Below are 17188 nucleotides of genomic sequence, written 5' to 3'. Positions count from 1 at the left end.
TTGTGCGAATCGGGTCGCCGAGCCCGCAACGAAGCCGGCTCATCCGCCGTGAGCAGCCGCGCCAGGCGCCGCCCGGCCGGGATGCACGAGCTGATCGTCGCCGGGCAGTTCCGCCGTGCTCCAGCCGCCGCCCAGCGCCTTCACGAGCGCGACGCTCGCGGCCATGCGATGGCGTGCTCGAATTGCGCGCGCTCCACGCCGAGGTCGATGGCCTGCGCCCGGGTGGTTTCGAGCTGTGTCTGCGCCTGGCCGACATCGGCATCCGTGGCGATGCCGCCGTCGTAGCGATGCTGCGTGAGGCCCAGCGATTCCTGGTACGCCTTGATCGTGTGTGCAGGCGTAAGCGGCGGCGTCAGGAAGATTACAGTCCGTTACCGTCAGCTTTCCGTAAGCAGTAGGGGCGGCCGATTTTACCGGCTGCACGGACGCAAACCCGGGCCGGGCGGCCGGTTCACCCCCCTAATATTTCACTTTGCGTACCGGCCCAAACACGCAACAATGCGGAAACCGGTGAGCTTTTTTCGTGCACGGTGCGCAAAGAAGGCGGGTTCGCCGGAACGCAGGTATCAAGCAAGGTAGCAAGCAGGTTTCAAGCAAGGTATGGATGCACGCACAACCGTTGGTGCGCGCGGCTTCGATCAGCTCACTGACCGGCGCTTCACACAAGGAAGCCGGCATCGATAACGGGGAAATCCTATGCAAGTCGGTTCTATCGTTCGCTCCGTGCATATCGCCGTGCCGCAAGGCGCGCGTGGCATCGTGATGCGCATTCTCGGCGACATGGCCATGGTGACGTGGTACGACGGCGAGCCTGGCGCATCGAAACAGCTCAATACCGAGCCCTTTTTTCTGGAAGATCTGATCGATACGGGCGAGCAGGTTCGTCCGGTCGGCTCGCTCATCCATTGAGTCGCGCGGCGGCGCGGCGCGCACGGAACGCCACGCGCCGCGTTCGCGCATCCGGCGCCCGGCCGGGGCGGCGCGCCGCGCCAGCCGCCGAATTTGCCCCCGAATTCGCCACCTACGTCGCTCCCGCAGCCCGCAAGAGGCACAATTGCGGGTATGAATCACGACACTCCTCATGCCACCCCCTTTCCGCCGTCCGACTCCCCGGACGACGCCTCATCCGAGGCGCCCTACGCGCGCCTCACGCCCGAGTGCGTGCTCGACGCGCTCGACAGCGTGCTGATTCCCGCCGGCCGCCGCACCGATGGCCGCATGCTCGCGCTCAACAGCTACGAAAACCGCGTCTATCAGGTGGGCGTCGAGGACGGCGCGCCGCTCGTCGTGAAGTTCTACCGGCCCGAACGCTGGTCCGATGAAGCGATCCTCGAAGAGCATGCGTTCGTCGCCGAACTCGTCGCGCGCGAGATTCCCGCCGTGCCCGCGCTCGCGTTCGAGCATCGCACGCTGCATAGCTTCGACGGTTTCCGCTTCGCCGTATTCGAGCGGCGCGGCGGGCGCGCGCCCGATCTGGACCGCCGCGACACGCTCGAATGGATCGGCCGCTTCATCGGCCGCATTCATGCGGTAGGCGCGATGGAGCCCTATCGCGCGCGTCCCACGCTCGACATCCAGACGTTCGGCTACGAGCCGCGCGCGTATCTGATCGAGCACGGTTTTGTGCCCGCCGACGTGCGGGACGCGTGGGAAACGGCCGTGGATCTCGCCCTGGAAGGCGTCGAAGCCGCGTTTGAGCGCGCGGGCGACGTGCGCACGCTGCGCACCCACGGCGACTGCCACTCGAGCAACCTGCTGTGGACGGATGCGGGGCCGCATTACGTCGATTTCGACGACAGCCGCATGGCTCCCGCGATCCAGGATCTGTGGCTGCTGCTGCCGGGCGACCGGGCGGATGCGGTGCGTGCGCTCGGCGATCTGCTCGCGGGCTACGAGGATTTCTGCGAATTCGAGCCGCGCGAACTGCATCTGATCGAAGCGCTGCGCACGCTGCGGCTCATTCACTACTGCGCGTGGCTCGCGCGGCGCTGGAACGATCCCGCGTTTCCGGCAGCGTTTCCGTGGTTCAACACGCAGCGCTACTGGGAAGACCGCATTCTCGAACTGCGCGAGCAGATCGGCGCGATGCAGGAAGGGCCGCTCTGGCCCGTGTGAGTTGCGCACGCGCGGCGTGCGCGTTCGTTGCACGCCCGGCGCGCGTTCGCCGCATCGGCAACGCGCGGCGCACATGGCGCATCGCGCACATCGAGCGTTTTAAACGTGGCAATCCGAGCCCGCGCCCGCCGCGATTTCGCGCGCGGCTTTGGCGCCTTCGACCTGAAGCAGCGTCGGTAGCGAGACGCCGTTTTTCGCCGCGGTCACTTCGGCGAGAATCGACACCGCGATTTCGGGCGGCGTGCGGCTGCCGATGTAAATCCCGACCGGTCCGTGCAGCCGCGCGAGCTCCGTCTCGTTCAGATCGAACTCCTTGAGCCGCTCGCGCCGCGCCGCGTTGTTGCGCCGCGAGCCGAGCGCGCCCACGTAAAACGCGTGGGTTTTGAGCGCTTCCATCAGCGCGAGATCATCGAGTTTCGGATCGTGCGTGAGCGCGATCACGGCGCACCGTTCGTCCAGTTTCATGTCGAGCACGGTGTCGTCGGGCATGGTGCGCACGAGCGTCGTGCCGGGCACGTCCCATGTATCGGTGTATTCCTCGCGCGGATCGCACACCGTCACCTGATAATCGAGCCCCACCGCAATCTGGCACAGATAGCGCGAAAGCTGTCCCGCGCCGATCACGAGCATGCGATAGCGCGGCCCGTGGATCGTGAGCAGACGCGCGCCGTCGAAAAAGACGCCATCGGTGGCGCTGGCGGGTCCGAGCGTGGCCTCGCCGCTCGCCATGTCGAGTGTGCGCGCAACGAGTTCTCCGCGCTCCACGGCGTCGAGCAGCGCGCGAATGCCACTGGCGTTCGCGAGCGGTTCCAGCACGAGCTGGATCGTGCCGCCGCACGGCAGGCCGAAGCGATGCGCTTCTTCAGCCGTAATGCCGTACTTCACGGTCTCGGGCTTGTCGATGTCGATGCCGTCGCGGCGCACGCGGTCGATCAGATCGTTTTCGATGCAGCCGCCCGACACGGAGCCTGCGACCAGCCCGTCGTCGCGCACGACGAGCATGGCGCCTTCAGGACGCGGCGACGAGCCCCACGTCTTCACCACCGTCACCAGCAGGATGCGGTGGCCTTCGTCGAGCCAGCGCACGCTGGATTTCAGGACCTCGATATCCACGCTGTCCATGATCGTTTCCCTTTCGTCGTGAGCGCGACGGCCCAGGCGTGCTCGCCGTCGGCTTCGATACTCTCGCAGCCGGGAATGCAGGCTTTCAGGACGGTTGCGTCGTTGAGCGCTTCCCAGGCCTGCTGTTGCGGCACCGGCAGCGAGCGGCTTTCGGTCAGCGCCATCGTGCTCCCTCTTCAAGTGGTGTGCGCAGCGATGTGCGGCCCGCGCGCGCGGCGAGCGGTGTCACGCTCAGGCTGTGCCCGAAGGCCTCGAGACTTTCGAGGTTATGGACGGGGTAGTGGGCGTCCACATGCGGCAGCATGGCTTGCACGCCGCGCGCCTTCGGTGTGAAGCCGCGATAGCGCAGCAGCGGATTGAGCCACACGACGCGGTGCGCAAAGCGGTGCAGGCGCGCCATTTCGGCTGCGAGCGTGGCCGTGGCTTCCTGATCGAGTCCATCGGTGACGAGCAGCACGGTTGCACGACCGCTCAGCATGCGGCGTGCCCAGCGGCGGTTGAATTCGCCGAGCGTCGCGCCGATGCGCGTGCCGCCCGACCAGTCCGCGACCTGCGCGCAAAGTTGTGCGAGCGCGATGTCGGGATCGCGTTCGCGCAGTGCGCGCGTTGCGTGCGTGAGGCGCGTACCGAACAGGAAGACCTGTAACCGCTCGCGCGATTGCAGCAGCGCGTGGCAGTAATAGAGCACCGCGCGCGAATAGCTGCTCATGGACCCGGAGATGTCGAGCAGCAGGACGACGGGCGGCTTGCGCTCGACGGGCGCGCGATATTTCCACACGGTCCAGTCGCCGCCTGCGTGCACCGCATGGCGCGCGCTCGCGCGCAGGTCGGCGTGGGTGCCGTGCGACGCGGCTTTGAGCCTGCGCGTGCGCTCGGTCGCGAGCGGCAGCCGCCGCGCGCGGATCAGGTGGCGCAGCGTGCGCCATTCGTCGGCGCTGAGCGTGTCGAAGTCGCGGTGGCGCAGGCGCTCTTCCGCGCTGAACGTTGCATGTGCGCGCAACTCGTACGCTTCGCGCGGCGCAGGCGGCTGTGTGCCGCGCTGCACATCCGCGCGCGCAGCGAGCGCATCGGCGAGCCGGTTGTTGCGGCGCGGCGGCGGCAAGCCGCCTTGCACCTTCGGCAGCAGCAGCGCGCGCAGCTTGCCTTCCCAGTCGGGATCGCGCCAGAAGAGATCGAATGCGGCGTAGAAGATGTCGCGCTCGTCGGGCGCAGAGGTGAGCAGCGCGGCCAGCGCCGCGCCAACGTCGTCGCGGCGGGCGAGATCGACGAGGCACAGCGCGTCGAGCGCATCGACGGCCTGCGCGGGCGACATCGGCAGACCCGCGCCGCGCAGCACGCGGATGAAATGCACGACATTGCGCGCGAGCATCGGCGGCGCAGCAACTGTTTCGGAAACGGACGGCGGCGCGGCGTTCATCGGCTCACTCCGCGAGCGCGAGCGTGTCGGCGATCCGCTGCGTGTCGAGCTGCGCGAGATCGTCCTGATACTTGAGCAGCACGCCGAGCGTGTCCTGCACCGATTGCGGATCGAGTTCGGTCACCGCGAGCGCGGCGAGCGCGCGGCACCAGTCGATGGTTTCGGCGATGCCCGGCGCCTTGAAGAGATCCATCGTGCGAAGCTGGTGCACGAAGGCGACGGCGCGGCGCTGCAACGCCGCCGAGCTTTCGGGCGCGCGTGCGGCCACGATCGCGAGTTCACGCTCGCGGCCAGGGTAGCCGAGCCATTGATAGAGACAGCGGCGCTTGAGTGCATCGTGCACTTCGCGCGTGCGGTTCGAGGTGATGACGACGAGCGGCGGTTCGTCGGCGCGCACCGTGCCGTACTCGGGGATGGATACCTGGAAGTCCGAAAGAAGCTCCAGCAGGAAGGCTTCGAACGGTTCGTCGGCGCGGTCGATTTCGTCGATCAGAAGCACGCGTCGCGCGGCCGGATTCTGCGGATCGGGCTGCAACGCCTGCAGCAACGGGCGCTTGAGCAGGAATTCGTCGCGATACAGCGTGCCGCCGCCCGGCTTCTCTCCGGCTGCTTCGGCAAGGCGCAGCGCCATGATCTGGCGCGGGTAATCCCATTCGTAGAGCGCGCTCGCGGTGTCGAGCCCTTCGTAGCATTGCAGCCGCAGGAGCGTGGTGCCGAGCATCGCGGCGGCGGCTTTCGCGAGTTCGGTCTTGCCGACGCCGGGCTCGCCTTCGAGAAAAAGCGGCCGCTGCATGCGCAGCGCGAGAAAGAGCGCGGTCGCGAGTTCTCGGCTCGCGAAATAGCCGCGCGACTGGAGTTGTGCGAGGGTGTCGTCGATCGAGGCCGGTTGCATGGCGCGCCTGAAAAAGCAAAACCACCGGGCGGTCGCTCGCGCGCCCGGAAAATGGTTGCGCGAGAAACCGTCCGGCGTCGGACCTAACCGTTCGCACGCGTCACCGCACGCGCCGCGAGCACCGGAATCAGGTGCGCGCGATACGCGGCGCTCGCGTGCAGGTCGGTGTTGAGGTCGTCGGCGGCAATCGTCACGGCGCGCGCAGCGGTGGGCGTGAAGCTCGCCGTGAGCGCCTGCTCCAGCGGCGCCGAGCGGAACACCGAGGCCGCCGCGCCCGTCACCGCCACGCGCACGCCGTCCGCGAACTTCGCGACGAACACGCCGGTCAGCGCAAAGCGCGACGCCGGGTTCGCGAACTTCTCGTAGGCGGCGCGCTCGGGCACCGGAAACTCGACCGCCACGATCAGCTCGTCGGGGGCGAGCGCGGTCTCGTACATGCCGAGGAAGAACGCGTCGGCCGCGATGCGCCGCCGGTCGGTGACGACCGTCGCGTTCAGCGCGAGCACGGCAGCGGGATAGTCGGCAGCCGGATCGTTGTTGGCGAGCGAGCCGCCAAGCGTGCCGAGCGCACGCACCTGGCGGTCGCCGATCTGCGCGGCGAGCTGTGAGAGCGCCGGCAGCACGTTCTGGATCTGCGCGTTTTCGGCGACGTCCGCATGGCACACGGCCGCGCCCAACTTCACTAGTTTGCTGTCCACCATGACTGCCTGGAGATCGGGAATGCGCGTCACGTCCACGAGCGTCGAAGGCTGCGCAAGCCGCAGCTTCATCGCTGCGAGCAGGCTCTGGCCGCCCGCGAGAAATTTCGCGTCCGGCGCGTTCGAGAGCGTTTTCACGGCGCTTTGCGCGTCGGTGGCGCGCTGGTAATCGAATGAATACATGGTTCGCCTCCGCTCAAGGGTGTGACGACGGGTTGGATGTCTGAGCTGCCTGAATCGCCGACCACACGCGATGCGGCGAAGCCGGCATCTGCAGGTCTTTCACACCGAGCGGCGCGAGCGCGTCGAGGACCGCGTTGATGACCGCGGGCGGCGAGCCGATTGCGCCCGCCTCGCCGCAGCCCTTTACGCCGAGCGGATTGTGCGTGCATGGCGTGCCCTTCGTAGTCTCGACGTCGAAGTTCGGCAGATCCGAGGCGCGCGGCATCGCGTAGTCCATGTACGAGCCGGAGAGCAACTGGCCGCTTTCGGCGTCGTAGACGCAGCGTTCGAGCAACGCCTGGCCGATGCCCTGGCCGATGCCGCCGTGCACCTGCCCCTCGACGATCATCGGATTGATGACGTTGCCGAAGTCGTCGACGGCGCTGAAGCGCTCGACGCGTGTCTCGCCCGTATCGGGATCGACTTCCACTTCGCACACGTACGCGCCCGACGGGTAGGTGAAGTTGGTCGGGTCGTAGAACGCGCTTTCGTCGAGGCCCGGTTCGAGCGTTTCGAGCGGATAGTTGTGCGGCACGTAGGCCGCGAGCGCGATTTCGGCGAACGCTTTGGTGCGGTCGGTGCCCGCGACGCGGAACACGCCGTTGGCGAACTCGATGTCCTCCACGCCTGCTTCGAGCAGATGCGCCGCGATCTTCTTCGCCTTCGACTCGATCTTGTCGAGCGCCTTCATGATCGCCGAGCCGCCCACGGCAATCGAGCGCGAGCCGTACGTGCCCATGCCGAACGGCACGCGGCCCGTGTCGCCGTGCACGATCTCGATCTGCTCGATCGGCACGCCGAGGCGGTCGGACACCACCTGCGCGAAGGTCGTCTCATGGCCCTGGCCGTGACTGTGCGAGCCGGTGAATACCGTGACCGAGCCGGTCGGGTTCACGCGCACTTCGCCCGCTTCGAAGAGCCCCGCGCGCGCGCCGAGCGCGCCCGCGATGTTCGACGGCGCGAGGCCGCACGCCTCGATGTAGCACGAGTGCCCGAGGCCGCGCAGCTTGCCGCGCGCCTTTGAGGCGTCGCGGCGTGCGGCAAAGCCTTTCACGTCGGCGAGTTCGAGCGCGCGCGACAGGCACGCCTCGTAGTCGCCGATGTCGTAGGTGAGGCCGACCGGCGTCGCGTACGGGAACGACGTGATGAAGTTGCGGCGGCGGATTTCGGCCGGGTCGATATTCATCTCGCGCGCCGCCGTTTCCACGATCCGCTCGACGACGTAGGTCGCCTCGGGGCGGCCCGCGCCGCGATAGGCATCGACGGGCACCGTGTTCGTGAACACGGCCTTCACCTCGGCGTAGATCGCAGGCGTCTTGTACTGGCCTGCGAGCAGCGTGGCGTAGAGGATCGTCGGCACGGCGGAGGCGAACGTCGAGAGATACGCACCCATGTTCGCAATCGTGTGCACGCGCATCGCGAGGAAGGTGCCGTCCTTGTCCATCGCGAGTTCGGCTTTCGTCACGTGGTCGCGGCCGTGCGCGTCGGAGACGAACGACTCGCTGCGCTCGGCCGTCCACTTCACCGGGCGGCGGATCTTCTTCGAGGCCCACGTGAGCGCCACGTCTTCCGCGTAGAGGAAGATCTTCGAGCCGAAGCCGCCGCCCACATCCGGCGCGACGATGCGCAGCTTCGTTTCGGGCAGCGAAAGCACGAACGCGGCCATCAGCAGGCGCTCGACGTGCGGGTTCTGGTTCGCGACGTAGACCGTGTAGCTGTCGTCGTGCAGCGAGTAGCTCGCGTTCACGGCGCGCGGCTCGATCGCGTTCGGCACGAGCCGGTTGTTCACGATGTCGAGCGTCGTGACGTGCGCGGCCTGGGCGAAGGCGGCGTCGGTTGCGGCCTTGTCGCCGTGGCCCCACGTGTAGCAGGTGTTGTTGGGCACGTCGTCGTGGACGAGCGGCTGGCCCGCGTCGGCGGCGTGCGCCGTATCGGCGACGGCGGGCAATTCCTCGTAATCGACTTCGACGCGTTCGGCGGCGTCTTTTGCCTCTTTCAGCGATTCGGCGATGACGAGCGCCACCTGGTCGCCCACGTGGCAGGCCTTCCTGTGTGCGATCACGGGATGCGGCGGCTCGTGCATCGGCGTGCCGTCGATGCTGTGGATCAGCCAGCCGCACGGCAGGCCGCCCACGTTTTCGGCGGCCATGTCGGCGCCGGTGAAGACGGCGACGACGCCGGGCGAGGCTTTCGCCGCGGCGGTATCGATGCGCTTGATGCGCGCGTGCGCGTACGGCGAGCGCACGAATACGGCCCAGGTTTGAGCCGGAAGGACGACGTCGTCGGTGTACTGACCGGCACCGGTGAGGAAGCGATAGTCTTCCTTGCGCTTTACCGCCGCGCCGATCATGCGCCTGGGTTCGGGTGCGTTCATGGCGGCCTCCCGGTCAGGCTGCCGTCGCGGCGGCCGGCGCGCCTGCGCGCATGCCTGCTGCGCCCGCGACCACGGCCTTCACGATGTTGTGATAACCCGTGCAGCGGCACAGGTTGCCTTCGAGGTTCGCGCGCACGTCGGCCTCGGTGAGATCCGGGTGAGCCGCCGCCAGCGCGGTCGCGCTCATGACCATGCCGGGCGTGCAGAAGCCGCACTGCAGGCCGTGGCATTCGCGGAACGCGGCCTGCATCGGATGCAGTTCGCCGTTCTTCGCCAGCCCTTCGATCGTGGTGACGTCCATGCCGTCGCACTGGACGGCGAGCCGGTTGCACGACTTGATCGCGCGGCCGTTCAGATGGACGGTGCAGGCGCCGCACTGCGCGGTGTCGCAGCCGACGTGCGTGCCCGTGAGGCGTAGCTGCTCGCGCAGGAACTGGACCAGAAGTGTGTGAGGTTCGACTTCGGCGGTCACGGGCTCGCCGTTGACCGTGAGGCGGATACTGATCGCCATAGACTGTCTCCTGTCGACCAGGGCACGCGTGCCGGCCGGAGCATGCACCTGTTCCGGCGCTTGTTCCGACGCTTGTTCCAACGACGCGTCTTGCACTGGTCCCATGCAACGTTATGGGAAAGAGACCGGCCTGGGCCCGCGTACGCCGAGTTGCCCCGAATTGCCGTCTGCTGGACTGCCATCCGTCGCGTGTGAAACGCACGGCTGCCGCGCGAGGTGCGCAGCCTGGATGGAGTGGGGGCGAGGGTCCGGCTGGTGCTTAGCTTTTCAGTGATGCCAGGGGGTGTTGCTCGGGACAGTAAAGCACAAATCGCCCGTTTGCGCTGCACGGGGTTTTTACGGTCGGGCAGATGAAAAACGGCCCGTTCCAACTGATGGGACGGGCCGTTTGTGCGACGCAGCGTGTTTTGCGCGAGCTTTGTGCGCCCGCTCGTTCGCTGCGTTCAGCGCGTTGTTTGGTGTGCGCTGAAGTGTGCCTGGGAGCGTGCCTGAAAGCGCGGCTTTTTAGTGCACGTCGTGCGGCTGCGCTTCGTGCGGTGCATGCGCGAGGCGCGAATGGCGGCGCGAGTAGCCGAAGTAAATGAACATGCCGATCACGAGCCAGACGACGAACGCGATCCAGGTAATCGGTTGAAGGTTCACCATCAGGAACAGGCACGAGGCGACCGCGAGGACCGGCACGACCGGCACGCCGGGGCAGCGGAACGCGCGCGGCAGATGCGGGTGCGTCTTGCGCAGGATGAGCACGGCGATCGACACCATCGAGAACGCCGCGAGCGTGCCGATGTTGATGAGTTCGGCGAGCACGTTGAGCGGCACGAGCGCGCCGATCAGGCCGAAGAACAGGCCGACGAGCCAGGTCGTGAGGAACGGCGTCGCGAAGCGCGGATGCAGGCGCGAGAGCGCGGCGGGCAGCAGTCCGTCACGCGACATCGCGAAGATGACGCGGGTCTGGCCGTAGCTCATCACGAGGATCACGGTCAGCATGCCGAGCACGGCGCCGAGGTCGATGAAGCCTGCGACCCACTTTTCGTTCGCCATCTGGAGCGCGAACGAAACCGGGTGCGCGATGTTCGCGAACTGCGCGGACGGCACGATGCCGGTGACCACTGCGGCGACGGCGACGTAGAGCACCGCGCACACCGCGAGCGACGCGATGATGCCGATCGGCAGGTCGCGCTTCGGATTTTTCACTTCTTCCGCTGCGGACGACACCGAATCGAAGCCGATGAACGCGAAGAACATCACGGCTGCCGCGCCGAACACGCCGTTCCAGCCGTTGGGCATGAACGGATGCCAGTTGGCGGGCGTGACGTGGAACGCGCCGACGGCGATCACGAGCAGCACGACCGTCACCTTGATGGCGACCATGATGTTGTTGATGCGGGTGGATTCGCGCACGCCGAAGGAGAGGAGCGCCGTGATCGCCATCATCACGAGGAACGCGGGCAGGTTGAAGAACGTGGTGACGCCCGGCAACGCGCCCGGCGCGGCCGAAATCGCGGCGGGCAGGCTGATGCCGAAGCCCGCGAGCAGCGACTGCAGATAACCCGACCAGCCGACCGACACCGCCGAGGTGGCGAGCCCGTATTCGAGCATCAGGTCCCAGCCGATCACCCACGCGGCCAGCTCGCCGAGCGTGGCATACGAGTAGGTGTAGATCGAGCCCGCGACGGGAATGGTCGAGGCGAATTCGGCATAGGCGAGCGCGGCGAAACAGCAGGCCACGGCGGCAATGAGGAACGCGATCATCAGCGCCGGGCCGGCCTGCACGGCGCCGGTGCCGGTCAGCACGAAAATGCCGGTGCCGATGATTGCGCCGATGCCGAGAAACGTGAGGTCCAGGGCGCCGAGTGCTTTCTTGAGACCGGCGCTCTCGGCGCTCGCCTTCAACATGTGCTCGACGTTCTTCTTGCGAAAGAGGGACATTTGGCGGGGAACTCCAGGTTCGTGCGCGGGGAACAGGGCTGGTTCGGAATGCTCAGTGGCCGCGCGCCGTATAAATCGGGAAAACTTTCGATTTTAACGGATATCGCCTGCCGCCCTGGCGAGAACCGGTTGCGAAGTCGATCCGGGTGCGTGCTTTTTTGCCGCAAACGGGCGTGACGGCGCGCGATTCTTGCCTGTGCGGCGGGGATCGGCGCGATCCATTCCCCGATTGCGGGGTGATGGCGGGAAGCCCGCCTCCTGGCGTCGCACCCGCCGCGAATGCCCTTGCGTCCCGCCCGAGGCCTGGCTGCCCGGGTTGGCCTGGTTGGCTTAGTTGCCCGGCGCGGGAGCGAGATCGACGAGCCGGTTGCTCATCACGTAGAACGTCAGCTCGGCGTTGTTGGTGAGCTTCATCTTTTCGAGCAGACGGGTGCGGTAGACGCTCACCGTCTTCACCGAGAGCGAGAGCACGCGCGCGATATCGGTGAGGCGCTGGCCCGTGGCGAGCATGCACAGCGTCTGGTATTCGCGGTCCGAGAGCTTTTCGTGCGGCAGTTGCTCTTCTTCGACGAGCACGTAGTCGGCGAGCGCCTGGGCCATCGCCGGGCTCACGTATTTGCGCCCGGCCGCGACCTGCTGGATGGCCGTGATCATCTGCGCGGCATCCACGGTTTTCGAGAGGTAACCCGCCGCGCCCGCCTTCAGCGCGCGCACCGCGTATTGATCCTCGCGATACATCGAGAACATCAGCACCGGCAGGCGCGGCGCCTTGCGCTTGGCGCGCCGGAGCACCTCGACGCCGTTCATGTCGGGCAGCGAGATGTCGAGCAGCACCACGTCGCACATGTGCTTGCCCATGGCCGCGAGCGCTTCGGCGCCCGTCTGGGCTTCGATGACTTCGCTCGCGACGCCGCGATCCAGCAGCAACTGGCGCACGCCCTGGCGGACGATCGCGTGGTCATCGACGAGCAGGATGCGATGGGTCATGAATGAGCGCCTTTCACGGCGGGCGTGGCGAGAGGGGAGGCCGGGGCGGCAAAGAGCGCGTCCCAGGCGAAGCGCGCGCGCACGACCGTTCCGGCGAGCGCGCCGCGCGTGCCGGCGCGCAGCGTGCCGCCGAAGGCGGCGCAACGCTCGCGCATGCCGGCGAGGCCGTAGCGGTTGCGACGCGCGCCCGTGCCCGTCCGGCTGGCGCCGCGCGGCAGGCCGATGCCGTCGTCGGCGATGGTGAGCGTGAGATGGCGCGCCGTGCATGCGAGCCGCACATCGACGCGCGCCGCGCAGGCGTGGCGCGCGACGTTGGCGAGCGCTTCCTGCGCCACGCGGAAGACGGCGAGCGTCGCGTCGGGGCAGAGGCGGGCGAGGCGTTCATCGGCCTCGCAGACGAAAATTATCGCAAGACCGGTTCGCGCGCCGAAGCAGCGCGTCCATTCGTCGAGCGCCGCAACGAGGCCCGCGTCGAGCTGTGGCGCGCTGAGTCCGTCGAGCACGTGGCGCACCGCTTCGGCCGCCGCGTTCAACGAGCGCGCGACCAGCGCGAGCGCTTCGGCGCACTGCGGCGACGCGTCGGCGGGCAGCGAGGCGTTGACGTTGGCAAGGGCGAAGTGCGTGGCGGCGAGTTCCGCGCCCACGCTATCGTGCAGCTCGCGCGCGAGACGCCGGCGCGCGGTTTCGTCGGCGTCGATGCGGGCCGCTTGAGCCGTCGCGATGGGGGCGACGGTGGCCACGGTGACGATGGGGCTGGGGCGCCGCACACGGGCGACCTGGCTGGGCGCGTCGGCGCCATGCGCTGCGCGCGCGCGCGCAGCAGCGCGGCGTGGCGTCTCCTCGCCCTGAGCGCACGTAGCGACCGCAACGATCTTCGACGTGTCCATTTATCCCCCGTTCTGAAACCGGCCCGTCACACCGTCGGCAGCCGGGGTGGTCGGAGTCCCGGTGACGGATAACAGTACGGCGCAGCGTAACGATATTTACATCCTGTAACGGTCTGATCTAACCCTTTTGGTGTCCCGGAAGGCTGATGCTGGGTCGCGATGGTATCGTAAAAAAAAAATAAATCAGCAGTCTGGATGTGCTTTAGCGGTCAATAGTTGAGAAATTAAGTGAGGTTTTGTCACAAATCTAATGTCAGAAAAATGCTGACATTGAAGGTAGCGACATTTTGTGACATTTGTAACTGCGTCACTGGGGCGCTGTTGTAGGAACGCCGCGTGAAGTGTGGCCAATACGCGGACGAAAAAAAACCGGAGCGCGACGCTCCGGTTTTCGTTGCTGCTGAACAGCGGGTCAATAAGGCGCGCGGCTTAGCCGACGAATGCCTTTTCGATCACGTAGTGGCCCGGTTCGTTGTTGCTGCCTTCCTTGAAGCCGAGCCCCTCGAGCAGTTCGCGCGTGTCGCGCAGCATGTGCGGGCTGCCGCAGAGCATGATGCGGTCGCGTTCGGGGGTAAACGACGGCAGATCGAGGTCTTCGAACAGCTTTTTCGACTCGATGAGGTCGGTGATGCGGCCGCGGTTGGCGAAGGTTTCGCGCGTGACGGTCGGGAAGTAGATCAGCTTTTCGCGGACGATGTCGCCGAGATACTCGTGGTTGCGCAGTTCTTCGCTGATGAACTCCTTGTACGCGAGTTCGTCGACGAAACGGCAGGTGTGCGTGAGGACGACCTTTTCGTAGCGGTCATAGACGTCCGGGTCCTTGATGACCGACATGAACGGCGCGAGGCCCGTGCCCGTCGAGAGCAGCCACAGCACCTTGCCCGGCAGCAGGTTGTCGGCCATCAGCGTGCCGGTGGGCTTCTTGCCGATCAGCACCTTGTCGCCGACCTTCAGATGCTGGAGACGCGACGTGAGCGGGCCGTCCTGCACCTTGATGCTCAGGAATTCCAGATGTTCTTCGTAGTTGGCGCTCGCCATCGAGTAGGCGCGCATCAGCGGCTTGCCGTCCACTTCGAGGCCGACCATGGTGAACTGGCCGTTCTCGAAACGCAGGGCGGGGTCGCGCGTGCAGGTGAAGCTGAAAAGCGTATCGGTCCAGTGGTGGACGCTCAGAACGGTTTCGGTGGTGATTTTGCTCATGGTTCCTGAAGATGCGAAACAAGGGCCGTCAGACCCCGGCCAGGTCTTGGCTCATTCCTGGCCAATTCTGGCCAACCCGCGGGCTGCCGATCGCTTACGGCGGCGCGGCGCGACGATGCCGGCGCTCGCCGGTCAACCCCGTTGCGAACGAAGCGCAAACCGCCATTTTACCGTGACCGCATCGTCTCGACGGCGATGCGCTGGAGGGAGGAATGGCTCGCGCTTCATGTCACAACGCCGGTGGTACTCCGGCGGCTGATCCACGTTGTGCGCGGCGGGACGCCGGCGCCCGCACGCGAACGTAACGGGCAAGGCAGGCATGGACATGGTGGCGGCGCATCGGCCGGTTTTGGGCCGGATCCCGCGGGAGCGGACTGTGTGCCGCCAGCCGGGGCGCCACCTGCGGCGCCCGGTCGGGATGGCCCGGGTGGGGTGTCTCGCAAAGAGCGCACGCAAGCGAATGTTCGGCAAGATGATACCGGAAGCCCTGTCGGACCGCACCATATTGCCCCTTTCGACAGAACAGGTACGGTGCGGCTTCCAGTCGCAGGCGGATTGAAGTTGGGTCGAAGCGGGATCGCCGGAGGACGGCATGAGGCGCCGCTTACCCGGCTTGCGCGAGGCGTCTAGCGGTCGGCCGCGAGCTTCAGGCCGAGGCCGACGAGCGCCGCGCCGCAGAACGCATCGATCGGGCGGCGCACGCGGCGGTAGCCGCGCTGCGTGCGGTCGTCGGCGAACAGGAACGCGATGCTGCAATGCCAGCCGAACGACATCGCCGCCACGGTCGCAAGCGCCACGCCGTAGAACCACAGCGGCGGGTGCGAGGGAAACATCGCGGCGAACACGCTCGTCCAGAACACGCACGACTTCGGGTTCGTGAGGCAGGTGAAGAGCCCGGCGCGCCAGGTGCGGAAGTACTCGCGGCGTCCGGCGGGCGGCAGCGGCTCGGCGACGGTTTTGACCTCGGGTGCGGCGCTGCGCCGCACGCCCGAGCGCAACAGCTTGAAGCCGAACCAGACGAGATACAGCGCGCCTGCCACGCGCACGCCGTTGTAGACCCAGTCGATGCGCTGCAGCACGGTGGCGAAGCCGAGCATCGCGAGCGCGGCCCAGAGGGAGGAGCCCACGCCCACGCCGAACGCCGATGCGACGCCGAGTCCGCGCCGTCCGGCAAGCGACAGTTGCGTGACCATGAAGAAGTTCGGGCCGGGGCTGATCAGCGCGAGCGAATAGACTGCGGCGATCTGGAGCAGCGTGGTGATGTAGTGCATGACTCGGACGGACAGCAGGACGCGCGGCGCGCAACGCGTCATGTTAGCGCGAGGCGAGCAAACTGCGGGGCGAAATGCGTGGCGAAATGCGGGACGAGACGCGGGGTGAGACACGTGTAAAACGCCAGCGTCGAGCGACGCCAGCGGCATCGGCTGGCGTCATGGATCGCGTCATTCCAGGCGCAGCCGCGCCATATACGGCAGGTGATCGGAAAGCCACGCGGTTTCCTGCGCGGGCCGGATCAGCTCGACGGGCTGCAGGCCGCGCACGAACATCTTGTCGAGCGCGAGCGTCGGTGAAAACGCGGGGAACGTGCGCGCGGGTTCGCCGAGCAGCGTCGCCACTTCGTGCATGCCGTGTTCGGCGAAGATCGGCACCGAGTCGTTGCGCCAGTCGTTGAAGTCGCCCGCGAGCACGAGCGGTCCTTGCGGCGCTTCTTTCGCGATCCAGTGCGCGATCCAGTTCATTTGCCGCAGGCGTGCGCTGCGCGTGAGCGCAAGGTGCGCGCACAGCAGCGTGACCGAGCGTGAGCCGACGCTCGCCCGCGCCACGAGCAGCCCGCGCCGCTCGAACCGGTGCGCGGAGATGTCCCAACGTCCGCCGAGATCGAGCGGATGCGGCGAAAGAATGGCGTTGCCGTGCCGCCAGGACGGCTTGAACACGTTGGTGCCCAGTGCGATCTGGAGTTCGAGCGAGCGGGCGATCTCGGTGGCCTGGCAATGCCAGACGTCTTCGAGCGGATCGCCGAGCGGCGCGCCGAACGTGGAAGCGAGCACGGGCTGCGGCAGCCGCCGCGCCATGGCTTCCTGAAGGAACCAGGCATCGGCGTGGGTGGACTGCACCCAGCGCCGCATGGCGTGCCAGGCCTCGAAGCCGAGCGGTGAGCGGCCCTTGTGCAGGTTCCAGCTCACCGCGACGAAATCGAGGTTGTGTGTAGTGTCTATCAGCGGTTCTTCGGGATTTCTCATACGAGGGTAGTTCTGTGATGCGCCGGGGGGCTCAGAGCGGCGGCGGCGCGAGGCTTGCGCTGATCCGGTACGCAAGCGCTGGATTCTGGTCGACGATCTGCCAGTTCACCGTTTCGCCCGCCGGCACGCGCAGCCCCGGATGGCTGGCGGCAACCCGGCGCGGCTGCGGCGGCAGCGCGCAGCCTTCGGGCGTTTGCGACGGGTGGGCGGATTCGAGCGTTTCCTGGGCGTCGATCGCGAGAATCGTCTCGCTCGCATTCGCCTGCAGCGGGGAGACGGTCAGCGTGCGCTGGAGGTCGATGCTGGCGTCCGGGTGATCCTTGCAGCCGACGTTGTGGGTGACGACATGATGGTGGGTGTCCGTGCGCGCCTGGCCGACCGTGGTCGTGCCCTCGAACGCATCGACCGGCTGGCCGTCCTGCAACACCTGCAGCGTCCATTTCACGACGAGCTGCGCCGCATCCTGCGCATGCGCGCTCAAGGCGGCCGTACTGGCGGCTGCGGCGAACAGCGTGGTGGTGAGGCAGTGTTTCCACAACGTCATATCGTTGACTCCGTGCACGCGCGCCGTCCGGGCGGCGACGGCGTGACCCT

16 protein-coding genes and 2 pseudogenes are annotated in these 17188 nt (G+C 67.1%); 2 read left to right on the top strand and 16 right to left on the bottom strand.

From position 1 onward, the window contains the following. Positions 1-39: 39 nt before the first annotated feature. Together EPN59_RS09920 and EPN59_RS09915 are read right to left on the bottom strand one after the other, a co-directional pair. The gene (locus EPN59_RS09920; protein ID WP_293033518.1) at positions 40-165 is read right to left on the bottom strand and encodes a hypothetical protein; all 126 of its coding nucleotides are present in this window, start codon (positions 163-165) and stop codon (positions 40-42) included. After that, positions 165-329, bottom strand: a pseudogene (locus EPN59_RS09915) (RND transporter); the annotation flags it as partial. The pseudogene EPN59_RS09915 and the gene EPN59_RS09920, both read right to left, overlap by 1 nt. A gap of 367 nt (positions 330-696) precedes the next feature. Here EPN59_RS09915 and EPN59_RS09910 point away from each other — a divergent pair. Continuing rightward, positions 697-909: a hypothetical protein gene (locus tag EPN59_RS09910; RefSeq protein WP_293033520.1), complete on the top strand. Its 213-nt coding sequence runs from the start codon at positions 697-699 to the stop codon at positions 907-909. A 153-nt stretch (positions 910-1062) separates the two neighbouring features. Next, positions 1063-2115, top strand: coding sequence for a serine/threonine protein kinase (locus EPN59_RS09905; RefSeq protein ID WP_293033522.1), 1053 nt, complete (start codon positions 1063-1065; stop codon positions 2113-2115). A 99-nt stretch (positions 2116-2214) separates the two neighbouring features. Here EPN59_RS09905 and EPN59_RS09900 read toward each other — a convergent pair whose 3' ends face one another. The 14 genes and pseudogenes from EPN59_RS09900 to EPN59_RS09835 form a co-directional block, all read right to left on the bottom strand. Beyond that, positions 2215-3237 (bottom strand): XdhC family protein, encoded by a 1023-nt coding sequence (locus EPN59_RS09900; RefSeq protein ID WP_293040645.1) that lies wholly within the window; start codon positions 3235-3237, stop codon positions 2215-2217. Positions 3238-3254: 17 nt separating this feature from the next. Beyond that, positions 3255-3401: pseudogene (locus tag EPN59_RS09895) on the bottom strand (SRPBCC domain-containing protein); the annotation flags it as partial. After that, entirely contained in the window at positions 3392-4654 is a 1263-nt protein-coding gene (locus EPN59_RS09890; protein ID WP_293040642.1) for a VWA domain-containing protein, read from the bottom strand. The gene EPN59_RS09890 and the pseudogene EPN59_RS09895, both read right to left, overlap by 10 nt. A gap of 4 nt (positions 4655-4658) precedes the next feature. Continuing rightward, positions 4659-5546 (bottom strand): MoxR family ATPase, encoded by an 888-nt coding sequence (locus EPN59_RS09885; RefSeq protein ID WP_293040639.1) that lies wholly within the window; start codon positions 5544-5546, stop codon positions 4659-4661. Between the two features lie 83 nt (positions 5547-5629). Next, the gene (locus tag EPN59_RS09880; RefSeq protein WP_293040637.1) at positions 5630-6427 is read right to left on the bottom strand and encodes a xanthine dehydrogenase family protein subunit M; all 798 of its coding nucleotides are present in this window, start codon (positions 6425-6427) and stop codon (positions 5630-5632) included. A 13-nt stretch (positions 6428-6440) separates the two neighbouring features. After that, positions 6441-8840: a xanthine dehydrogenase family protein molybdopterin-binding subunit gene (locus EPN59_RS09875; protein WP_293040634.1), complete on the bottom strand. Its 2400-nt coding sequence runs from the start codon at positions 8838-8840 to the stop codon at positions 6441-6443. Between the two features lie 13 nt (positions 8841-8853). After that, the gene (locus tag EPN59_RS09870; RefSeq protein ID WP_293040632.1) at positions 8854-9351 is read right to left on the bottom strand and encodes a (2Fe-2S)-binding protein; all 498 of its coding nucleotides are present in this window, start codon (positions 9349-9351) and stop codon (positions 8854-8856) included. 504 nt (positions 9352-9855) lie between these two features. Further along, entirely contained in the window at positions 9856-11280 is a 1425-nt protein-coding gene (locus EPN59_RS09865; protein WP_293040629.1) for an amino acid permease, read from the bottom strand. A 330-nt stretch (positions 11281-11610) separates the two neighbouring features. Further along, on the bottom strand, positions 11611-12267 hold the full coding sequence (gene rqpR, locus EPN59_RS09860; RefSeq protein ID WP_293040626.1) for a response regulator transcription factor RqpR: 657 nt from the start codon (positions 12265-12267) through the stop codon (positions 11611-11613). After that, positions 12264-13154 carry an ATP-binding protein gene (locus EPN59_RS09855; RefSeq protein ID WP_293040623.1) on the bottom strand — a complete coding sequence of 297 codons (891 nt, stop codon included), beginning with the start codon at positions 13152-13154 and terminating at the stop codon, positions 12264-12266. The genes rqpR and EPN59_RS09855 overlap by 4 nt, the downstream gene beginning before the upstream one ends. 429 nt (positions 13155-13583) lie before the next feature. Continuing rightward, entirely contained in the window at positions 13584-14354 is a 771-nt protein-coding gene (locus EPN59_RS09850) for a ferredoxin--NADP reductase (protein ID WP_293040621.1), read from the bottom strand. A 626-nt stretch (positions 14355-14980) separates the two neighbouring features. Beyond that, positions 14981-15625, bottom strand: a complete 645-nt coding sequence (locus tag EPN59_RS09845) for a LysE family transporter (RefSeq protein WP_293040619.1) — start codon at positions 15623-15625, stop codon at positions 14981-14983. A 171-nt stretch (positions 15626-15796) separates the two neighbouring features. Continuing rightward, a complete protein-coding gene (locus EPN59_RS09840; RefSeq protein WP_293040616.1) occupies positions 15797-16594 on the bottom strand; it encodes an endonuclease/exonuclease/phosphatase family protein in 798 nt (265 codons plus the stop codon). A gap of 31 nt (positions 16595-16625) precedes the next feature. Further along, entirely contained in the window at positions 16626-17138 is a 513-nt protein-coding gene (locus tag EPN59_RS09835) for a hypothetical protein (RefSeq protein WP_293040614.1), read from the bottom strand. Positions 17139-17188 lie beyond the last annotated feature (50 nt).

Source organism: Paraburkholderia sp. (genome assembly GCF_004298475.1).
In the GTDB taxonomy this organism is placed as follows: Bacteria; Pseudomonadota; Gammaproteobacteria; order Burkholderiales; family Burkholderiaceae; genus Paraburkholderia; species Paraburkholderia denitrificans.
The sequence above is the reverse complement of the archived record's forward strand: the minus strand, read 5'-3'. Positions and strand labels throughout refer to the sequence as shown.